Genomic DNA, 3,861 nt, shown 5'->3' with positions numbered 1-3,861 from the left:
CGTAAACGTCTGCTGCCTTCCCACTTGGATACGAGGCATTAAAAAGTCGTGGAGGGTCATGGATTTGAACCCTGGAACCCGAAGGAACAGATTTACCGTCTACCGCGTTTGACCACTTCGCTAACCCTCCAAAATAAGTGGTGCCGACTGAGGGAATCGAACCCCCAACCTACTGATTACAAGTCAGTTGCGCTACCAATTACGCTAAGTCGGCAATGGTGGGCGATATAGGACTCGAACCTGTGACCCCCTGCTTGTAAGGCAGGTGCTCTAACCAACTGAGCTAATCGCCCAAATACTAGCCCACACTTTTTCCTTTGGACGATATTAAATATACCATTACAAGCAAAAAATGTCAATATCTTTTATGACATTTTTATTGTTTTTTACTAAAAATCTATTTTTTCTCTTAATTCATTTAATCTATTCAAATCCATATCTGGGGTATCATCAAGCGAATACTTTAAATTCAATTCTTTATACTTCACTTTTCCCATTCCGTGATAACCTAGCAATTCAACATTAGTGACATTTTTAATCTTTTTTATATAGTCATTTAACTGTTGAATATATTGCTCGTTATCATTAATACCCGGAACAATTACCTGTCTAATCCAAATTTCTTTATTAATAGTGTTTAAATAATTAATAAAATCCTCTTGTAACTCTATTTTGCCACCACAAATCTGTTTATATCCTATAGAATTTGTGGATTTAATATCCATGATTACTAAATTTGATAATTCTATTACACTTTTAACTTCAGAGGTTAATTCGACATAACCAGCTGTATCAATTGCAACATGAATATTTTCTTTTTTTAATTTTACTATAAGTGATATTAACTGTTCAGATTGAAGCAAAGGTTCTCCTCCAGAAAAAGTAACACCACCGTTTTTTAAATAATTTTTATATTTCAATATTGTTTCAAATAGGTCATCAATACTATACTCCCTACCCTTACACGCCCAAGATTCTGGGTTATGGCAAAAAATACACCTTAAATTACACCTATTCAAAAAAACTACAACCCTTACACCTGGTCCATCTAGTAATCCCATTGTTTCAATAGAGCTAACTTCTAAACTACATTTTTTCATGGAAAGTCCTACTAATAACCTCAAGTTGCTGCTTTTTAGTTAATCTATTAAATCTAACTGCATATCCAGATACTCTTATTGTTAACATTGGATATTTTTCTGGATTATTCATCGCATCTATTAAAGTTTCTCGATTTAAAACATTAACGTTTAAATGATGTGCATGCTGTTTAAAGTACCCATCTAAAATATCAACCAAGTTAGAAATTTGTTCACTTTCACTCTTTCCTAAAGTTGATGGTGTTATTGAAAAAGTATTAGATATTCCATCACGGCAACAATTTACATAATCTAATTTTGCAACACTGTTTAAACTTGCTAACGCTCCAGATTTATCTCGCCCATGCATCGGATTTGCCCCAGGAGCAAATGGTTCTCCAGACTTTCTTCCATCTGGCGTTGCACCAGTTTTTTCACCATACACAACGTTAGATGTAATTGTTAAAACTGATAATGTATGTTTAGCATCACGATACAATTTATATTTACATAATTCTTTATAAAAATAATCTAATATTTCCTTTGCAATGGTATCAACGCGATCATCATCATTACCATATTGTGGATATTCTCCCTCTATTTCAAAATCCACAGCAATATTATTTTCATCACGGATGGCCTTAACCTTTGAATACTTTATAGCAGATAAAGAATCAACTGCCACTGATAAACCAGCTACACCAAATGCCATTAGCCTTTCAACACTAGTATCATGCAAAGCCATTTGTCCTGCTTCATAAGCATACTTATCATGCATAAAATGAATAATGTTCATTGCATCGGTATAAATTGCAGCCACCTTACTCAAAACCAACTTGTAATTAGTTAATACTTCCTCATAATTTAAATCATCTGATACTTTACTTATATCATCAATTACTTTTAAATTACGTTTTTCATCATATCCACAATTAATTGCTAATAATAATGATTTTGCCAAATTACATCTTGCACCAAAGAATTGCATTTGTTTTCCAATCTTCATTGCAGAAACACAACAAGCGATAGCATAATCACTTCCATAAATTGGTCTCATTAAATCATCATTTTCATATTGTAGGGAATCTGTTTTTATAGAAATAGAAGCAGCATATTCTTTAAACTTTTCAGGTAAATTTTCGCTCCATAATATAGTTAAATTTGGTTCTGGTGCACTTCCTAAATTAATTAATGTGTGTAGATATCTAAATGAGTTTTTAGTTATTAATGATGTTTTACCATCTTCTAACATTCCTCCAATAGATTCGGTAACCCATGTTGGATCACCAGAAAATAATTCATCATATTCAGGAGTTCTTAAATGTCGAGCTATTCGTAGTTTGATAATAAACTGATCAATTAATTCTTGAGCCTCTTCTTCTGTTAATAATCCACTTTGCAAATCCCTTTCAATATAGATATCTAAGAAAGTTGAGGTTCTACCTAAACTCATTGCTGCGCCATTATTTTCCTTGATTGCTGCCAAATAGCCAAAATATGTCCATTGAATAGCCTCTTTAGCATTTGAAGCTGGTTTAGAAATATCGTATCCATACTTTTCGGCCATTAATTTAATTTTCTTTAATGCCTTAATTTGTTCAGAAACTTCTTCTCTTAACCTAATAACATCATCTGACATGCGGCCGTTAATATTCAATAAATCCGCTTCCTTTTTTGCAACTAAAAAATCAATTCCGTATAAGGCAACACGTCGATAATCTCCTATAATTCGTCCTCTTCCATAGGCATCAGGCAATCCAGTTAAAAGGCCTACGCTTCTTGCGGTTCTAATTTCAGGAGTATAAGCATCAAAAACACCATCATTATGTGTCTTTCTGAATTGTCTAAAATAATAGTCTATGCCAGGATTTAAATTATAATTGTAAGCCGCCAATGACTTTTCAACCATACGAATTCCACCAAAAGGATTAATCATACGTTTTAATGGTTCATCAGTTTGTAATCCTACAATTACCTCGTTTTCCTTATCAATATAGCCAGCATTAAAATTATTAATTCCAGAGACATGATTAACATCAATATCTAAAACGCCTTTTTTTCCCTCTTCAGCTATTAGGCTTACACATTTATCCCATATTTTTTTAGTCTTCATGGAAGCTCCCACTAAAAAGTCACCGCCTCCAGTGTACTCGGAATAATTATTTAAAATAAAGTCAAAAACATTAATATCTGTTTGCCAAGTCTCACCTTTAAAGCCATACCATTCTTTCATGCTCTCTACCTACCTTAACTTTAATATTATAATATTTTATGTTAAAAAACAACAAAATGAGACAAAGTTGTTAATTTTATACACTAATTAAACGTTAATTTTACGGTTAAAATGGGCAAAACAAATAATTTTATACAACAAAAAAACTAATCATAATGATTAGGTTTTTTTAATATCATCAATCCCCTGACATCACGCATGAGTTTAACGGGTTTATATATTCTCGAATTACGAGTAAATTTCAATGGTGGCTCCAACGGGAATTGAACCAGTGACACAAGGATTTTCAGTCCTCTGCTCTACCGACTGAGCTATGGAGCCAAAAAAATGGCGGTTCGTACGGGAGTTGAACCCGTGATCTCCTGCGTGACAGGCAGGCGTCATAGACCACTAGACTAACGAACCATCATGGTTGCGGGAGCTGGATTTGAACCAACGGCCTCCGGGTTATGAGCCCAGCGAGCTACCAGACTGCTCCATCCCGCGATAATTAAAATGGCGGAGGGAAAGGGATTCGAACCCCTGCGCCGCTTACACGACCTTCCGGTT

Annotated in this window: 2 protein-coding genes and 6 tRNA genes; all 8 read right to left on the bottom strand. The window is 34.2% G+C overall.

Features of this window, described 5'->3' with window-relative positions; all coding sequences use genetic code 11:
• Positions 1 to 49: 49 nt before the first annotated feature.
• The 8 genes from QZZ11_RS03425 to QZZ11_RS03390 all read right to left on the bottom strand — a co-directional run bounded on the left by QZZ11_RS03425 (position 50) and on the right by QZZ11_RS03390 (position 3,798).
• Positions 50 to 130, bottom strand: a tRNA-Tyr gene (locus QZZ11_RS03425).
• An 8-nt stretch (positions 131 to 138) separates the two neighbouring features.
• Positions 139 to 214, bottom strand: a tRNA-Thr gene (locus tag QZZ11_RS03420).
• Between the two features lie 2 nt (positions 215 to 216).
• Positions 217 to 293, bottom strand: a tRNA-Val gene (locus QZZ11_RS03415).
• 96 nt (positions 294 to 389) lie between these two features.
• On the bottom strand, positions 390 to 1,124 hold the full coding sequence (pflA, locus tag QZZ11_RS03410; protein WP_292473619.1) for a pyruvate formate-lyase-activating protein: 735 nt from the start codon (positions 1,122 to 1,124) through the stop codon (positions 390 to 392).
• Positions 1,087 to 3,312 carry a formate C-acetyltransferase gene (pflB, locus tag QZZ11_RS03405; RefSeq protein WP_292473618.1) on the bottom strand — a complete coding sequence of 742 codons (2,226 nt, stop codon included), beginning with the start codon at positions 3,310 to 3,312 and terminating at the stop codon, positions 1,087 to 1,089. Before pflB ends, pflA begins: the two co-directional genes overlap by 38 nt.
• A 245-nt stretch (positions 3,313 to 3,557) precedes the next feature.
• Positions 3,558 to 3,633 (bottom strand) — tRNA-Phe (locus QZZ11_RS03400).
• A 7-nt stretch (positions 3,634 to 3,640) separates the two neighbouring features.
• Positions 3,641 to 3,717 (bottom strand) — tRNA-Asp (locus QZZ11_RS03395).
• 4 nt (positions 3,718 to 3,721) lie between these two features.
• A tRNA-Met gene (locus QZZ11_RS03390) sits at positions 3,722 to 3,798 on the bottom strand.
• Positions 3,799 to 3,861 lie beyond the last annotated feature (63 nt).

This window comes from Methanosphaera sp. (assembly GCF_016282985.1).
In the GTDB taxonomy this organism is placed as follows: Archaea; Methanobacteriota; Methanobacteria; order Methanobacteriales; family Methanobacteriaceae; genus Methanosphaera.
This window is presented reverse-complemented; position numbering and strand designations above follow the sequence as displayed.